General features: G+C 63.3%; 12 protein-coding genes. All 12 read left to right on the top strand.

The window, feature by feature from the left end; translation table 11 throughout:
• Positions 1-27 precede the first annotated feature (27 nt).
• The 12 genes from AC3CB8_RS21690 to AC3CB8_RS21635 all read left to right on the top strand — a co-directional run bounded on the left by AC3CB8_RS21690 (position 28) and on the right by AC3CB8_RS21635 (position 14,332).
• Positions 28-1,242 carry a deoxyguanosinetriphosphate triphosphohydrolase gene (locus AC3CB8_RS21690; protein ID WP_352564838.1) on the top strand — a complete coding sequence of 405 codons (1,215 nt, stop codon included), beginning with the start codon at positions 28-30 and terminating at the stop codon, positions 1,240-1,242.
• Positions 1,243-1,301: 59 nt separating this feature from the next.
• Complete coding sequence (gene argS / locus AC3CB8_RS21685) at positions 1,302-3,059, top strand: arginine--tRNA ligase (protein WP_352564840.1); 1,758 nt, start codon at positions 1,302-1,304, stop codon at positions 3,057-3,059.
• A 103-nt stretch (positions 3,060-3,162) separates the two neighbouring features.
• Positions 3,163-6,666 (top strand): SPOR domain-containing protein, encoded by a 3,504-nt coding sequence (locus tag AC3CB8_RS21680; RefSeq protein ID WP_352564842.1) that lies wholly within the window; start codon positions 3,163-3,165, stop codon positions 6,664-6,666.
• 133 nt (positions 6,667-6,799) lie between these two features.
• Positions 6,800-7,819, top strand: a complete 1,020-nt coding sequence (nagZ, locus tag AC3CB8_RS21675; RefSeq protein WP_352564844.1) for a beta-N-acetylhexosaminidase — start codon at positions 6,800-6,802, stop codon at positions 7,817-7,819.
• A 62-nt stretch (positions 7,820-7,881) separates the two neighbouring features.
• Positions 7,882-8,682 (top strand): segregation and condensation protein A, encoded by an 801-nt coding sequence (locus tag AC3CB8_RS21670; RefSeq protein ID WP_023769961.1) that lies wholly within the window; start codon positions 7,882-7,884, stop codon positions 8,680-8,682.
• A complete protein-coding gene (scpB, locus tag AC3CB8_RS21665; protein ID WP_352564846.1) occupies positions 8,679-9,443 on the top strand; it encodes an SMC-Scp complex subunit ScpB in 765 nt (254 codons plus the stop codon). Before AC3CB8_RS21670 ends, scpB begins: the two co-directional genes overlap by 4 nt.
• 180 nt (positions 9,444-9,623) lie before the next feature.
• On the top strand, positions 9,624-9,845 hold the full coding sequence (locus tag AC3CB8_RS21660) for a twin-arginine translocase TatA/TatE family subunit (RefSeq protein WP_015317533.1): 222 nt from the start codon (positions 9,624-9,626) through the stop codon (positions 9,843-9,845).
• Between the two features lie 29 nt (positions 9,846-9,874).
• The gene (gene tatB, locus AC3CB8_RS21655; protein WP_352564848.1) at positions 9,875-10,639 is read left to right on the top strand and encodes a Sec-independent protein translocase protein TatB; all 765 of its coding nucleotides are present in this window, start codon (positions 9,875-9,877) and stop codon (positions 10,637-10,639) included.
• Entirely contained in the window at positions 10,636-11,511 is an 876-nt protein-coding gene (tatC, locus tag AC3CB8_RS21650; RefSeq protein ID WP_023769965.1) for a twin-arginine translocase subunit TatC, read from the top strand. Before tatB ends, tatC begins: the two co-directional genes overlap by 4 nt.
• 102 nt (positions 11,512-11,613) lie before the next feature.
• Positions 11,614-12,918: a serine--tRNA ligase gene (gene serS, locus AC3CB8_RS21645; protein ID WP_352564850.1), complete on the top strand. Its 1,305-nt coding sequence runs from the start codon at positions 11,614-11,616 to the stop codon at positions 12,916-12,918.
• Positions 12,918-13,676, top strand: coding sequence for a 5'/3'-nucleotidase SurE (gene surE, locus AC3CB8_RS21640; RefSeq protein ID WP_023769967.1), 759 nt, complete (start codon positions 12,918-12,920; stop codon positions 13,674-13,676). The genes serS and surE overlap by 1 nt, the downstream gene beginning before the upstream one ends.
• Positions 13,673-14,332 carry a protein-L-isoaspartate(D-aspartate) O-methyltransferase gene (locus AC3CB8_RS21635; RefSeq protein ID WP_023769968.1) on the top strand — a complete coding sequence of 220 codons (660 nt, stop codon included), beginning with the start codon at positions 13,673-13,675 and terminating at the stop codon, positions 14,330-14,332. The genes surE and AC3CB8_RS21635 overlap by 4 nt, the downstream gene beginning before the upstream one ends.
• Positions 14,333-14,341: the final 9 nt, after the last annotated feature.

The following is a 14,341-nucleotide window of genomic DNA, read 5'->3' as shown; positions in this document are numbered from 1 at the left end:
GGCAAGTCAACTGCGGCAGCATCAGCCATGACAAATGAGCTTGGCGACATCGGTTTTGGCTATCGGCCGCGCGCGGCCTACGCCACCGATCCCGCACGGTCGCGCGGCCGGCTGTTCGACGAGCTGGAAAGTCCGACCCGCACGCCGTTTCAGCGTGACCGCGACCGGATCATCCATTCGACGGCGTTTCGGCGGCTCAAGCACAAGACGCAAGTCTTCATCGCCCACGAAGGCGACCACTACCGCACAAGGCTGACCCATTCGATCGAAGTGGCACAGATCGCACGTGCCTTGGCGCGGGCGCTGCGCGGCGACGAGGATCTCGCCGAGGCGGTGGCGCTGGTGCATGATTTCGGCCACACGCCTTTTGGCCACACAGGCGAGGACGCGCTGAACGAAAAGATGGCGGCCTGGGGCGGCTTCGATCACAACGCACAATCGCTGCGCATCGTGACGAGGCTGGAGGCGCGCTATGCTGAATTCGACGGGCTCAATCTGAGCTGGGAGACGCTGGAAGGCCTGGTCAAGCACAATGGTCCGCTCACCGACAGTAACGGCCAAGGCCTGAAAGGGCCGGTGCCGCAGGCCATCCGCGACTACTCGCAATTGCAGGATCTCGAACTCGACCGGTTCGCCGGCATCGAAGCGCAGTGCGCGGCGATTGCCGACGATATCGCCTACAACACGCATGATATCGACGATGGGCTGCGGTCAGGGCTGCTGACGCTTGACATGCTGAAGGCCGTTTCGCTGCCTGGGACGATCCTGAAGAGTGTGCGCGAGCGCTATCCCAGGCTTGATGACGTGCGCACCGGCCACGAATTGATGCGACGCCAGATCACGGCCATGGTCGAGGATGTGATCAAGTCGACCACCGCTAATCTGGAGCGGATCAGGCCGCTGAGCGCCGACGCGGTGAGGGCGGCTGGCGAAACGATGGTAACCTTTTCGATAGAGATGGCGGAAGCCGAGAAGGAACTGAAGGCCTTCCTCTACAAGCATCTCTACCGGCACGAGGAGGTCATGCGGGTGCGTGCGGACGCCGAGCAGATCGTCCGGGACCTGTTCGACGTCTATTTCGCCGACCCGCGCGCCATGCCGGACGGCTGGCGCGAAGGGCTGGACCGCGCCGAGGATCGCATCAAAGCGCGCAGCGTCACCGATTTCCTGGCCGGCATGACCGACACCTACGCGCTCAAGGAACATAGGCGTTTGTTTGACCGCACCCCGGATTTGAGCTAGGGCGGGCTCGATTTGCCGGCCAAAGGGCCGGATTCGTCATAAGCCACCGAGCATACCCCATGAACATCTTCGCCGATTTCACCGCGCGAGTCACAAAGGCTGTCGAAGCGCTTGATCTGAGGGACCAGGACGGCGTTTCGCCTGATCTGTCGCGTATTGCCGTCGAGCCGCCGCGCGACGCCAGCCATGGCGATCTCGCGACCAATGCGGCGATGGTGCTGGCCAAGCCAACCGGACAGAACCCGCGCGCGCTGGCCGAAAGATTGGCAGACGCCCTGCGGGCCGACAAGGATGTCGCCGCCGCCGAGGTCGCCGGTCCCGGCTTCGTCAATCTCAGGCTCCAGGACGGTTTCTGGCAGGCGCATCTGTCGGCGCTTTTGGGCGAGGGTCCCAACTATGGCCGCTCGACGGTCGGCGCCGGCCGGAAAACCAATGTCGAATATGTCTCGGCCAATCCGACCGGGCCTATGCATGTCGGCCATTGCCGCGGCGCCGTCGTCGGGGATGCGCTCGCCAACCTGATGGCGTTCGCCGGTTACGACGTGACCAAGGAATATGTCATCAACGACGCCGGCTCGCAGATCGACGTGCTCGGGCGCTCGGCGATGTTGCGCTATCGCGAGGCGCTTGGCGACGATATAGGCGAGATTCCAGCAGGACTTTATCCCGGTGACTATCTGGTCTCCGTCGGCGAGGCTCTGGTCAGGAAGTTTGGCCGTTCCTTGCTGCAGATGCCCGATGACGAGGCATTGGCCATCGTCAAGGATCGCACCATAGATGCGATGATGGTGATGATCCGCGAGGACCTTGCTCTGCTCAACGTGCATCACGACGTGTTCTTCTCCGAACGCACGCTGCATGCCGACAGTGCCAGGAAGATCCGCTCGGCGATCAACGACCTGACGCTGAAGGGCCACATCTACAAGGGCAAGCTGCCGCCGCCCAAGGGCGAGAAGCCGGACGACTGGGAAGACCGCGAACAGACGCTGTTCCGCTCGACCGCCGTCGGCGATGACATGGATCGGGCGCTGGTCAAGTCCGACGGCTCGTTCACCTATTTCGCGGCTGACGTGGCTTATCTCAAGGACAAAGTCGACCGCGGCTTCGTCGATCTGATCTATGTTCTCGGCGCCGACCATGGCGGCTACGTCAAGCGCCTGGAAGCCTTGGCGCGGGCCATTGCCGGCGACGATGTCAAGCTCACCGTTCTCCTGTGCAATCTCGTCAAGCTGTTTCGCGATGGCGAGCCGGTGCGGATGTCGAAGCGGTCCGGTGACTTCGTGACGCTGCGCGAGGTGGTGGAAGAAGTCGGACGCGATCCGATCCGCTTCATGATGCTTTATCGCAAGAATGATGCGCCGCTCGATTTCGACTTCGCCAAGGTGACCGAACAGTCCAAGGACAATCCGGTGTTTTACGTGCAGTACGCCTCGGCGCGCTGCCATTCGGTGTTCCGGCAGGCGAGCGAACAATTGGGCGAGGCGAATTTCGACCGCAACAGCCTGGCGGCAGCGTCAACGTCGTTGACCGACGAAGGTGAAATCGGCTTGATCAGGAAGCTTGCCGAATATCCGCGCCTGATCGAGTCCGCCGCTCTTGCGCTCGAGCCGCATCGGCTGGCATTTTATCTTTATGATCTTGCTTCCAGTTTCCATGGACACTGGAACCGGGGTACGGATAATCCGGACTTACGTTTTGTTAAGGTTAACAACCGACAATTGACGCATGCCAGACTAGGGCTGGTGCAGGCTGTTTCGGATGTTCTGACGTCCGGCCTGACGTTGATCGGGGCCGCCGCGCCAACCGAGATGCGTTAGGTTTGACTAAAAAACCTGTCACCTTTTGCCCACATTGCGCTGGTAAGGGCCAACCCTGCGCGACGTCCATGGCGTCCGAATGAGTGCGAGTTCGGGAACAATAATGGCAGACAGAACCCAGCTGAGAGTAGCCGACAACAACGACATCGCCGCCGATGATCCGTTCGCGGAACTGACCAGGATCATGGGATTCGACCCCCGCCAGCCGGTCAAGCCGCAGGCGCCGGCGGAGCCGAAAGCCGCGGTCGCCGATCAGGCTGCGGGAGAGGGCGATTTCGACATCGATCTCGAGAAGGAACTGATGGGCGAATTCGACGCTGCCGATAGCGTCGCCGCTCCGCTTGTCGAGGCTCATGAGCCGGCATTCGAGCCAATCGATGTGTCGGATGACGATCTCGCGCTGTCGCTTGATGACGATTTTCACCTGGACATGGCTGAGGTCGATGACCGGACGGTGGCCGCCAGCCATGCCGGCGCCTCGGAAGCCGTGCCGTCCGTCGAGCCTGCCGTCGACGCCGATTTCGACAATGCAGTGGCCAGCTCGCTCGAAGACGTTTCGGCCTTTGACGACGATCTGCCGATGGAAGACGAGCTTGCCGCTTCCCTCGACCGGGACTTCCATATCGAGGACGAGGCCGCCGAGCCCCGGTATGCCGTTGAATCGCCGGTTGCGGAAGTGCCGGCGGCGGCCGAGCCGGCTTTCCATCAAGAATACGACGATGCCGTTGCGATCTCGCTCGAAGACGAGCTGATGCTCGACGACCATTCGACGGATCAGCGCCAAGTGGCTGCTGCCGAATATCCAGAGCCGGCGCCGGCCGCCGCGAATGAGACCCAGTCGATCTCCGGCGACGATTTTGTTGGTCAGTTCGACGACGCCATGGCCGATGTCGACGTGGATTTTGACGTTCAGGCCGATGAGCCAGAGGCTTTCGAGGAGCCGCGAGCGCATGAGTTGCGTGCCGATGTCATCGGCACGAAGGACGAGATTCCAGGCGCTGAAGCCATTTCGAATGACGCTTTCGACCTGGATTTGGACGAGGCGTTTGCAGAGCCCGGCGAAGAGCCCGTCGCCGGAATTGCAGCGGCTCCCGCGCTGCCGATGGCGCCCGCGGCAGCCATCGCGTCGCCAGTGCAGGCGCCCATCACGGACGAACGAAGCCTCGAAGACGAGTTGAACGCGCTTCTTGGCGCCATGACCGCGCGCACGCTGCCGTCGGCCAAGGAGCCGGCCATGGCTCAGCCGGTCGTGACCCAGCCGGCCGCCGCGCCTGTTCAGCCGCCACTCGTTACGACTGCAAAGGCCGCGGAGGAACCTGTCGATCTTGTTGGTGATCTCGACTGGGATCTCGATGAAGCAGCGTCCCAGGATGTGCATCAGTCCGGTTCCGCCCAGGCCGCCGATGTTGACCTCGACGACCTGCTGCTCGACGAGCTTCGGGATCAGGATTTCGGCTCGGAGGCCGCTGAACAGGGCGAGGTCGATTTCGACAATGGCGTCTCCGACGCAACCCGGGCCAAGGGCATCGACCCGCATGAGGAAACAGCTTCCCTGCAGGATCAAGCCGATTCGCTCGATTGGCTGGCGGAACGCTCCGCGCCGTCGGAGCCGGCCCGTTCGTGGAGCCGCGTGACACCAGTTCCCCAGCAGCCGGCATTTACCGCGCAGCCTGCCGCCTCGATGGCGGCCTGGACGGCAGCACCGGAAATGGCCGCGGTGCCGTCCTACCGTCCGGCCGAGCCGGTTGCGGCCGCTCCCTACGTGGCTCCATCGGCACCGCAGGCGCAGCAGTCCTCCCGTTACGAAGAGATGCCCGATGTCGAGACGGTCGATGTGCCGGAGCGCGTGGTGGCGCTGGCCGACGATCTCGACATTCCAGAGTTGCATTTCGAGGACGATGAGCCGGTAGCATCCGGTTATGACGATCTCGACGCTGAATTCGCCAGCCTTCTGACTGAAATGAATTCGGTGGAGGTCGCGCCAGCTTCCGCCAGCAGCGCCGCCTATGCGGATGAATCCTATAATGCCGGGTTCAATCCGGGATACGGTGCGGCCAATCCGGGATATGGTAACGCCACTCCGGGATACGGCAACGCCACTCCGGGATATGACGCGGTCAATCCGGGATATGACGCGGTCAATCCGGGATATGAAGAATCCAGGCCGGCCTATCAACCGGAAGCGCGGACCTATGCGGCACGGCCGGCGGAAACGCCTGCCCGCGCGGCGGCGGCGTCGACCTATGCCGACGCTGCTGAAGGGTTCGATGATCTGCCCGGCAGCCAGCCGATCTCGCAGGCGGACGACTTCACCGTCGATGAACTCGACTACGATCCCGAACTGGACGAAGCGATGTCGGTTCCGGGTCTCGGCGAGCGCGAAGCCGCCAGGTCGTCCGGCCGGCGGGGCCTCTTCATCGCGGCGATTGTCGGTGCCGTGGCGGTCGCGGGCGGTCTCGGCGCCTTTGCGCTGTCTTTCGGCGGCAAGGGCGGCAGTGAGGCTCCGGTGATCGTCAAGGCCGACAATTCACCGATCAAGATCAAGCCGGAAAATCCGGGCGGCACCGTGGTGCCGAACCAGGACAACAAGGTCTATGACGCGGTGGTCAAGGGCGTGAAGCCGGCCGAGCCGGTCCAGCAGAAGCTCGTCACCAACGCCGAGGAGCCGGTGGACGTGCAGGCGAAGGACCCGGCCCGCGCCGCCGATCTTTCTTCCGACCAGAACGCTGCCGGCGGCACGGATGGCGGAGGCGACATCTCGACCGCTGGTGCGGCCCCCGCCAATATAGCAGCGCCCACGCCGAAGTCGGAGGATCGCATCGCGCAGGTCCTGCAGGAAGCCGACAAGGGCACCAGCAACGACGTCGTTGCCGTTGCGCCGCGCAAGGTCAGGACCATGGTGGTCAAGTCCGACGGCTCGCTGGTGGCGCGTGAGGATCCGACGCCGGCGGCACCCCAGGTCGCCGCGGCGGAGCCGACCGATCCGGCACCACAGCATGTGGCGCCTGCCGCGCAGGCCAATGCCGACCAGACTGGCGCTGATCAGACTGGCGCCGACCTGACTGGCGCCGACCAGACCGGTACCGCCCAGACCGGTACCGCCCAGACTGGCACCGGTACCGCCCAGGCTGGCACCGACCAGACTGGCACCGTGGCGCCCGCCGCCGCGCAGGCCGACGATGAGCCGGCTCTGAAGCCCGCGGCCAAGCCTGCCAAGGCTGAAGCCAAGGCGCAGTCTGCCAACACGCCGGCCAAGGTTGCTATCGCGCCGCAGCGTCCGTCCGACCAGCCGGTCGACGTGGTCGGCGAGGTCAAGCCAGATCAGGTCGCTTCCATCGATCCCGCCTCGACCGCGACCGGCAGCGGTTCGTGGTCGATGCAGATCGCTTCTCAGCCGACGGTAGAGAGTGCCCAGTCGACCTATCAGGACCTGCAGCGCCGCTACGGAAGCGTGCTTTCCGGCCGCACGGCCAACATCGTCAAGGCCGAGATCGCCGGCAAGGGCACGTTCTACCGCGTGCGCGTTCCGGCTCAGTCGCGCAACGATGCGATCAATTTGTGCACCAGCTACAAGACCGCGGGCGGCAACTGCTTCGTCTCGCGCTAGACGTCGATCGAATCTCTCAAAGTCGGCGCGGCCCCAAGACCGCGCCGACTTTTTCATGGGGAAGCTTGTTTTGCAGCCGGCCATGCGGTCAGGGATGATTCCCTTTGAACGCGCGAAGCCCTAGACTCCTGAAATGACCGAATCAAAATCCATGATCCTCGGCTGTGCCGGGAAAACGCTCACCCGCGAAGAAATCCGTTTCTATCGCAATGAGTGCCCGTGGGCCTTCATCCTGTTTGCCCGCAACATCGGCGAGGCCGAGCAGATCCGCGACCTGGTCGCCGAGATGCGCGATTGTATCGGGCGCCCGGACGCGCTGGTGTTCATCGACCAGGAAGGCGGCAGGGTGCAACGCCTGCGACCGCCGCTGGCGCCGAACTATCCGGCCGGTGGCGCGCTGGGGGCGCTTTGGCGCGACGATCACGACGCCGGCGCGCGCGCCGCCTGGCTGATGGCGCGGCTGCATGCCTTCGATCTGCTGCGCTACGGCATATCGGCGGATTGCCTGCCGGTGCTCGACGTCCCGATCGAAGGGGCCAGCGATGTCATCGGTGCGCGTGCCTATGGCAAGGATCCGCGTCCGGTCATCGAACTCGGTCGCGCCGCGGCCGAAGGCCTGATGTCGGGCGGCGTGCTGCCCGTGATGAAGCATGTTCCGGGGCACGGCCGGGCGTTTGCGGACACCCATTTCGAGCTGCCTGTCGTCGACGCGTCGCTCAGCGATCTGCAACGGCACGACTTTGCCCCGTTCCGCGAACTCAACCATCTGCCGATGGCGATGACCGCGCATGTCGTCTACAGCGCCATCGATCCCAAGAACCCGGCGACCACTTCCGGCAAGGTCATCGACGAGATCATCCGCCGCGAGATCGGCTTCGACGGGCTCTTGATGAGCGACGACACCTCGATGAAGGCACTTTCTGGGGATTTCCCGACAAAGGCCGCCTCGATCCTTGCGGCCGGCTGTGATCTGGTCCTTCACTGCAACGGCGTTTTCGAGGAGATGGTGGGGATCGCATCGCGCACCAAAGGGCTTGAAGGCAAGTCGCTGGAGCGTGCCAAGCGGGCAATGACCTATATAAAGAAAAGCGACACGGTAGAAGAAACCGAGATACGCGCTGAATTCGCCACCTATTTCGACGCGGTGGCATAACCAGGGGAAGCGACAGGGCAGTGGCGGAAGCATTGGAAAGCAAGGCTCCAAAGGCCGCACCGATGGACCGCCTGTGGGCCGAGAATGACGATTCACGCGTCACCGGCGATCCGTCGCTGGTCGTCGACGTGGCCGGCTTCGAAGGCCCGCTCGACCTTCTCCTGCACCTTGCCCGTACCCAGAAGGTCGATCTGGCGCGCATTTCGATCGTGGCACTGGTCGAGCAATATCTGACCTTTGTCGAGACGGCGAGGGCGCTCCGGCTCGAACTTGCCGCCGACTATCTGGTGATGGCGGCTTGGCTGGCCTTCCTCAAGTCGAAGCTGCTGATCCCCAAGCAGCCGGGCGAGGAGGGCGAAAGCGGTGAGGAACTGGCGGCGGTGCTGCAGTTCCGGCTGAAGCGGCTCGAAGCCATGCGCGACGCGTCGGCGCGTCTGGTCAACCGCAACCGGCTCGGTCGCGACGTGTTCGCGCGCGGCATGCCTGAAATGGTGATCATCGAGAAGCGCAACGCCTATTCAGCGTCGCTCTACGACTTGCTGACGGCCTATGCCCAGCAGCGGCAGAAGCAGGCGATCAACAACGTGACGATCGCCAGGCGCGGTGTCTGGTCGCTCAAGGACGCGCGCGACATCCTGACCCGCCTTGTCGGGGCTGTAAGCGACTGGATGACACTGGAAAGTTTCCTGATCGTGTACATGACCAGCCCCGAGGAAAGGCGCACGGCGATCGCCAGTTCCTTCGCGGCAACATTGGAACTGGTGCGCGACGGCACGATGGACGTGCGGCAGGATCAGACATTTGCCCCGATCTATTTGCGCGGCCGCACGCAAGCAATCAAGGCAGTCGAGGTGGCACCATGAGCGAACGCGCCAACGCTTCGGTTATCCCGTTCAACGTCGAGGACGAGCCTGGGCAGGAGTCGTTCTCCGAGGATTTGGCCGAGCAGGTGCAAAACCTGGCCGAGCGTCCGCATATGGCGGAAGCCGTGCGCATGGCGGAGGCGATCGTGTTCGCCAGCGCCGAACCCGTCAGCGAAAAGCAGCTTGCCGCACGCCTTCCCGATGGCATCAATGTCGCGCTAGCCATGAGGGAGCTGCAGCGGATCTACGCCCGGCGCGGCGTCAATCTGGTGCGGGTCGGCGATGCCTGGGCCTTCCGAACCGCCGGCGACCTGGCCTTCCTGATGAGCCGCGATACGGTGCAGCAGCGCAAGCTGTCACGGGCGGCGCTCGAGGTGCTGGCGATCATAGCCTACCACCAGCCGGTGACGCGCGCCGAGATCGAGGACATCAGAGGCGTCGAGACCTCGAAGGGGACGCTGGACACGCTGCTCGAGACGGAATGGGTGCGCATGCGCGGCCGCCGAAAGACGCCCGGCCGCCCCGTCACCTATGGCACCACCGAAACCTTCCTCGACCATTTTGCGCTCGAGGAAATCCGTGATCTTCCAGGCATGGAGGAACTGAAGGGCGCCGGCCTGCTTTCAGGCCGCATGCCGTCGAATTTCTCCATCCCGCAACCGCCGGCCGATCCCGACGCGCTGACCGAGGACGAGGATCCGCTGACCGACATCGACCTCGAGGAGCTCGGTCTGCTGACGCCGCGCGTCACGGAAGATTGACCACGAGCGCCTTTCAAAAGCTGCTTTCCGGCTTTACATGCGCCGTTTGGTAGCGGGCCGCATCGGCGAAAATGCGTGACATCCGTCGGCCTTTCATAAACTCTGTCGCGGTTGTGTTTGAATCCCAAAGCGAAAACGCATAGATCATCGCCAGGGAAAACATTCGAGAGAGATTTGGCTATGGGTTCATTTTCGATTTGGCACTGGATGATCGTGCTGGTGATCGTGCTGCTGGTGTTCGGCCGCGGCAAGATTCCCGAGCTGATGGGTGACATGGCCAAGGGCATCAAGAGCTTCAAGAAGGGCATGGCCGACGACGACGTTGCCGACGACAAGCGCACCGTCGAACACCGTGCCGACGAGACCGTTTCGGCCGCGAAGGAAAAGGCCAGCAAGAGCTGAGCCAGAAGTTCTAGTCGGAACAGATTGCCATGTTTGAAGTCGGCTGGACCGAAATGCTGGTGATCGCGATCGTCATGATCGTGGTCGTCGGGCCGAAGGATTTGCCCAACATGCTGCGCACATTCGGCCGCACGACGGCGAAGCTGCGCGCCATGGCCGCCGATTTCCAGAAGCAATTCAACGAGGCTTTGAAGGAAGCCGAGCTCGACGAGGTCAAAAAGTCGGTCGACGAACTCCGGGGTCTCAGTCCAGTCGCCGAGATCAAGAAGCAGCTCAATCCGTTCGAGCAGGCGGCGGTCGATGTGCGCGCCGGCGTCGACGCGGCGATGAAGCCGAAGCCGGCCGCCGATCCGTCGGCCCCTGCCGCGGCGACGCCACCGGCGACCGAGCCGTTGAAGAACGGTGCAACGACCATGCCTGGCGTCAATGGCCCGGAAGCCACGACACCGGGATCGATTTTCCCGGCGATGACCGATGAATCGGTGGTGGCGGCTTCCACGGAACCGAAGGCATCCAAGAAAACCGCCAAGGCGGTATCGGCCGCAAAAGCGCCGTCCAAGGCCTCGGCATCCATGAAGGCGGCGGCAAAAGCTTTACCCGCGGGGGCGGCAAAAACCGCACCCGTGGCCAGGGCCTCGACAAGGGCCACGACAGCGGCAGCGCCTGAAACCGCGGCTGTGACGAAGCCTGCCGTGGCCAAGGCGCCTGCTGCCAAGGCGTCCGCGAAAACCGAACCGAAACCTGCTGTGGCCAAGAAGCCGGCAGCCAAAAAGACGGCTGGAGCCGCCAAGTGAGCGTTTCGGACAAGGAAAAGGACGAGATCGAAAAATCGTCGGCGCCTCTGATGGAGCATCTGATCGAGCTGCGCAGACGCCTGATCTGGTCTCTTGGCGGCTTCTTCGTAGCCTTCCTGGTTTGCTTCTTCTTCGCCAAGCGGCTGTTCAACCTTCTGGTTGTTCCCTTCAAATGGGCGACGAAATGGGCAGGGCTCGACCCGCACAAGGTCGAGCTGATCTATACCGCGCCGCAGGAATTCTTCTTTACGCAGGTCAAGCTCGCCATGTTCGGCGGCATGGTCATCGCCTTTCCGCTGATCGCCACGCAAATCTACAAATTCATTGCGCCCGGCCTCTACAAGAACGAGCGCAATGCCTTCCTGCCGTTCCTGATCGCATCGCCCATCCTGTTCCTGATGGGCGCCTCGCTGGTCTATTTCTTCTTCACGCCGATGGTGATGTGGTTCTTCCTCGCCATGCAGCAGGTCGGCACCGACGACCAGGTACAGATTTCGCTGCTGCCGAAAGTGTCGGAATATCTCAGCCTCATCATGACGCTGATCTTCTCCTTCGGCCTGGTGTTCCAGCTGCCGGTGGTAACCAGCCTGATGACGCGCGTCGGCATGCTGTCGTCCAAGGCGCTGGCCGAAAAACGCAAATGGGCGATCGTCATCGCCTTTATCGTTGCCGCGGTGCTGACACCTCCGGATCCGATGAGCCAGATCGGCCTGGCCATTCCGACCATCCTTCTCTACGAGGTTTCCATCTGGGCCGCGCGGTGGATCGAGCGCGACCAGGAGAAACAGCGGCTTGCGCGCGAGAAGCAGGAAGCCGGCGAGACCGTGGCCGACAAGGCGCCGGACGAGCCGCCAGCGCCGGCAGCCTCGTAGGGCATCGGCGGCGGCGGAAAACGACAACCGCCGCCCTGCCCATCTTGCATCGATCAAGGATGCGGTTTACGCCCCTCAAACCTAGCTTGAGGACGGACAACCATGCTTGACATCAAATGGATTCGCGACAACCCGAAGGCCCTTGTCGAGGCGCTCACCAAGCGCTCGTGGTCGGCGGATGAAGCGCAGTCCACGGTCGACGGGCTGATCGCCAAGGACGAGGCGCGGCGCGAACATGTCACCGAGCTGCAGACCAGGCAGGAGCGCCGCAACGCCGCCTCGAAGGAGATCGGCAACGCCATGCGTTCGGGCGATGCCGCGCTTGCCGAGAAACTCAAGGCCGAAGTCGGCGAGATCAAGACCTTCATCCAGAACGGCGAGGCGCGCGAGCGCGAGCTCGACAAGGCGCTGAACGATGCGCTGGCGGTGCTGCCCAATGTGCCCTTCGACGACGTGCCGGTCGGCAAGGACGAGCACGACAATGTCGTCAAGCATCTTGTCGGCAAGGCGCCGACGCGGCCAAACTGGGTGAAGGAGCATTTCGAAATCGGCGAAGCGCTCGGCATGATGGATTTCGAGCGCGCGGCGAAACTTTCGGGATCGCGCTTCACCGTGCTCAGGAGTGGCCTGGCGCGGATGGAACGCGCGATCGGCCAGTTCATGCTCGACCTGCACACGACCGAGCATGGCTATGAGGAAGTGATCCCGCCGCTGATGGTGAAGGACGACGTTCTGTTCGGCACCAACCAGTTGCCGAAGTTCGAGGACGATCTGTTCTTCACGCCACATGGGGAGGGCAGGCTTGGCCTGATCCCGACCGCCGAGGTGCCGCTCACCAACCTCGTGCGCGAAGAAATCACGGCGCATGATAAGCTGCCGCTGCGCTTCACGGCGCTGACGCCCTGCTTCCGTTCGGAGGCAGGCTCGGCGGGACGCGATACGCGCGGCATGTTGCGCCAGCACCAGTTTTACAAGGTCGAGCTGGTGTCGATCACCGACCAGGAGTCTTCGCTTGCCGAACATGAGCGGATGACGCAATGCGCCGAAGAGGTGCTGAGGCGGCTGGAATTGCCGTTCCGCACCATGGTGCTGTGCACCGGCGACATGGGGTTTGGCGCGCGCAAGACCTACGACATCGAGGTCTGGCTGCCGGGACAGAACGCCTATCGCGAAATCTCTTCCTGCTCGGTCTGCGGCGATTTCCAGGCGCGCCGCATGGATGCCCGTTACAAGGACAAGGATGGCAAGGGCAACCGCTTCGTCCATACGCTGAACGGTTCGGGCACCGCTGTCGGCCGCGCGCTCATAGCTGTCATCGAAAACTACCAGAATGAGGATGGCAGCGTAACCATTCCTGAAGTGCTGCGGCCTTACATGGGCGGTCTGGAAAAGATCGAATCGAAATAATGCGCATTCTTCTGACCAATGACGACGGCATTCATGCCGAGGGCCTGGCGTCGCTCGAACGCGTCGCCCGCACGCTGTCAGACGATGTCTGGGTGGTGGCGCCGGAGCAGGACCAGTCCGGCTATGCGCATTCGCTGTCGATCTCGGAGCCGCTGCGGTTGCGGAAAATCGGCGAAAGGCATTTTGCCGTGCGCGGCACGCCAACCGATTGCGTCATCATGGGCGTCAAGAAGATCCTGCCCGGTGCGCCCGACCTGATCCTGTCCGGTATCAATTCGGGCGCCAACATCGCCGACGACGTGACCTATTCCGGTACCGTCGCCGGCGCCATGGAAGGCGCGCTGCTCGGTATCCGGTCGATAGCGCTCAGCCAGGGCTACAGCACTGTCGGCGAGGACCGCGTCGTCCCTTACGAGACCACTGAGGCGCTGGCGCCGGCACTGCTGAGGAAGCTCGTGGCGACGCCGCTGCCGGACGGCGTCCTGCTCAACGTCAATTTTCCCAACTGCCTTCCCGAGGAAGTGGCCGGCACGGTGGTCACCACGCAGGGCAAGCTGGTGCACAGCCTGTGGGTCGACGAGCGCCGCGACGGGCGCGGCCTGCCTTATTACTGGCTGCGCTTCGGCCGCGAGCCGGTCGAGGGCAAGCAGGGCACCGACCTCTTTGCCCTGCGCAACAGGCTGGTGTCGGTGACGCCGCTGCAGCTTGACCTTACCGCGCATGAGATCCGCGACCAGCTGAGCAAGGCGCTTGCATGAATCAGGGCTTTCCAATCGATGATCGCGAAGGATTTGCCGCCTTCCTGCTGCGCCTGCGCGGCAGGGGAACGGTGCCGAAGGCGCTGATCGCGGCTTTCGAGGCAACGCCGCGGCGCGGCTTCCTGGCAGCGCAATATCACCAGATCGCCTGGTCGGACCGCATGCTGCCGATCGAATGCGGCGAAGCGATCGAAGGGGCGGATCTGCAGGCGGCGGTGATCGCCGCACTCGCCATAGAAACGGGAAACCGCGTGCTCGAGATCGGCACCGGCTCCGGCTACACGTCGGCTGTCATGTCGCGGCTGGCGGCGCGGGTCGTGACCGTGGATCGCTACAAGACGCTGGTCGAGCAGGCCAGGCAGCGTTTCGAGGCACTCGGCATCGGCAATGCCATCGTGCGGCAGGCCGATGGTTCCAACGGATTGCCCAATGAAGGGCCGTTTGACCGCATCGTCGCTTGGGCGGCATTCGACAGCCTGCCGCGCTTCCTGCTCGACCAATTGTCGAGCGGCGGCATCGTCATCGCGCCGATCGGGCCGGAGGAGGGCGAGCAGGTGCTGGCCAAGCTCACCAAGGTCGGCAGCCGTTTCGAGCGCGAGGATATCGGTCTCGTGCGGCTGCAGCCGATCCTGCGCAGCATTGCAGCGGTTATCTAGTTTCCGGCC

The organism is Mesorhizobium sp. P160927 (genome assembly GCF_057766385.1).
The sequence above is the reverse complement of the archived record's forward strand: the minus strand, read 5'-3'. Positions and strand labels throughout refer to the sequence as shown.

Excerpts from the sequence above, each read along its gene's own strand:
- AC3CB8_RS21690 (WP_352564838.1), top strand. The coding sequence starts at position 28 with ATGACAAATGAGCTTGGCGACATCGGTTTTGGCTATCGGCCGCGCGCG.
- argS (WP_352564840.1), top strand. The coding sequence starts at position 1,302 with ATGAACATCTTCGCCGATTTCACCGCGCGAGTCACAAAGGCTGTCGAA.
- AC3CB8_RS21680 (WP_352564842.1), top strand. The coding sequence starts at position 3,163 with ATGGCAGACAGAACCCAGCTGAGAGTAGCCGACAACAACGACATCGCC.
- nagZ (WP_352564844.1), top strand. The coding sequence starts at position 6,800 with ATGACCGAATCAAAATCCATGATCCTCGGCTGTGCCGGGAAAACGCTC.
- AC3CB8_RS21670 (WP_023769961.1), top strand. The coding sequence starts at position 7,882 with ATGGACCGCCTGTGGGCCGAGAATGACGATTCACGCGTCACCGGCGAT.
- scpB (WP_352564846.1), top strand. The coding sequence starts at position 8,679 with ATGAGCGAACGCGCCAACGCTTCGGTTATCCCGTTCAACGTCGAGGAC.
- AC3CB8_RS21660 (WP_015317533.1), top strand. The coding sequence starts at position 9,624 with ATGGGTTCATTTTCGATTTGGCACTGGATGATCGTGCTGGTGATCGTG.
- tatB (WP_352564848.1), top strand. The coding sequence starts at position 9,875 with ATGTTTGAAGTCGGCTGGACCGAAATGCTGGTGATCGCGATCGTCATG.
- serS (WP_352564850.1), top strand. The coding sequence starts at position 11,614 with ATGCTTGACATCAAATGGATTCGCGACAACCCGAAGGCCCTTGTCGAG.
- surE (WP_023769967.1), top strand. The coding sequence starts at position 12,918 with ATGCGCATTCTTCTGACCAATGACGACGGCATTCATGCCGAGGGCCTG.
- AC3CB8_RS21635 (WP_023769968.1), top strand. The coding sequence starts at position 13,673 with ATGAATCAGGGCTTTCCAATCGATGATCGCGAAGGATTTGCCGCCTTC.